This window comes from Pseudogemmobacter sonorensis, assembly GCF_042762395.1.
In the GTDB taxonomy this organism is placed as follows: Bacteria; Pseudomonadota; Alphaproteobacteria; order Rhodobacterales; family Rhodobacteraceae; genus Pseudogemmobacter; species Pseudogemmobacter sonorensis.
In genome coordinates this window covers 1-1,539 of sequence record NZ_JBEFZE010000081.1, presented here as the reverse complement: position 1 = coordinate 1,539, position 1,539 = coordinate 1, and the positions used below count along the sequence as shown (strand labels likewise).

The 1,539-nt window shown below is 64.3% G+C and carries 2 protein-coding genes; both read left to right on the top strand.

From position 1 onward, the window contains the following. Positions 1 to 123: 123 nt before the first annotated feature. Positions 124 to 927 (top strand): ERF family protein, encoded by an 804-nt coding sequence (locus tag ABNX41_RS21780; RefSeq protein WP_438671770.1) that lies wholly within the window; start codon positions 124 to 126, stop codon positions 925 to 927. 11 nt (positions 928 to 938) lie between these two features. After that, on the top strand, positions 939 to 1,539 hold a 601-nt coding region (locus ABNX41_RS21775; RefSeq protein ID WP_438671769.1), incomplete at its 3' end, for a hypothetical protein.

Genomic DNA, 1,539 nt, shown 5'->3' with positions numbered 1-1,539 from the left:
GCCCGGCCATATCTTCGCGCTCATCTTCACCAGCGCCCTGATCGTCTTGGCCTGGCACATGTCCGACGCCTACGCCCGGGGGCTGCATGCCGCGAGACAGGCGCCGATTTCGGAGGAAGTCAGATGATCGAGGTCACGAAGATCGAGGGAGGCACGGTAGTCGCCACTGCCCCGGACGCGATGGTGTCAGTGATCGAACGCGTCATGCTCGACCCATCGATCGACATCGAGAAGATGGAGCGCATCCTCGCCATGAAAGAGCGCATGGATGCGCAGCATGCCCGTGTGTCCTTCGCGTCCGCCCTAGCCGCCGCCCGGGCGGAAATCCCGCCTATCGTCAAGGATGCCACGGTGGATTTCACCAGCGCCAAGGGCCGGACGCATTACAGGCATGAGACGCTGGCCGGGATCGCCAAGGTGATCGATCCGATCCTGCCTCGCTATGGGTTGTCCTATCGGTTCCGCACCGAGCAGGGAAATGGCGGCGTTTTGGTCACCTGCATCATCGCACATGCCGCAGGACACAGCGAGGAAACGGCCCTCGTCGCCCCCCCTGACGCTTCTGGCAGCAAGAATGGCTATCAGGCCATCGGCTCCGCCGTGACCTACCTGCAACGATACACGCTCAAGGCGGCGCTCGGGCTCTCTGCCGAGGCTGACGATGATGCGCAGGGGGCATCTCCGCGGGTGGAACAGCGCCGCGCAGATCCGCCCGAGGACTTTGAGTGCGATGTGCAGGCTGCCATTCGTGACATCGAGCGCGAGACACAAATGGACAGCCTCGCGGCAATGTTCACCGACCTCTACCGGCGTCAGCGCCGCGTGGCCGATGATCCACGCGTGATCGCGGCCAAAGACGCTGCCAAGGCCCGGATCAACTCTGAGCCCAAAACCGGCGAAATCCTCGACGACGCATTCGGATATTGAAGGGACGCGACATGAACGACATGAGCCCTGCGGGGATAGGCCACAACGGCGGGCCAGACCTGATCGACGAAGTGCTGCGCGAATTCGACCCCGCGATTCAGGAGGCAACCAACTGGCTTGACGGCGCGAAGGTCGAAAGCCTCGACCAAATGAACGCCGTCGATGCGCTGGCGAAGCAGATCCGTGCGGCCCGGTCAGCGGTGGACAAGGCTCGCGACGAAGTCACCAAGCCGTTGCACGACGCCTGGAAGGCCGAGGTCGCGCGCTGGAAGCCGACGCAGGACGATCTCGACCGCATGCAGAAGGGTCTGGCAAAGATTGTCAGCGACTTCAAGGCTGCCGAGAAGGCCAAGCGCGAGGCGGCGGAGGCAGAAGCCAAGCGCATTTCCGACGAGAAAGCCCGTGCCGCGCGCGAAGCTGCCCTGCATGTCGATGAGGGGGATATCGAGAGCGTCCGCGCCGCCGATGCTGCGAAGCGTGAAGCTGAGATTGCAGCCGCCCAGACCCGCAAGGTCGCCGCGCAGGCGAAGGCGGTCAAAGGCCTGCGCACCGTCACGAAATGGTCCTACGAGACAGACCCTGCCACCGATCCGCGCGGCGCCCGGCGCCCGG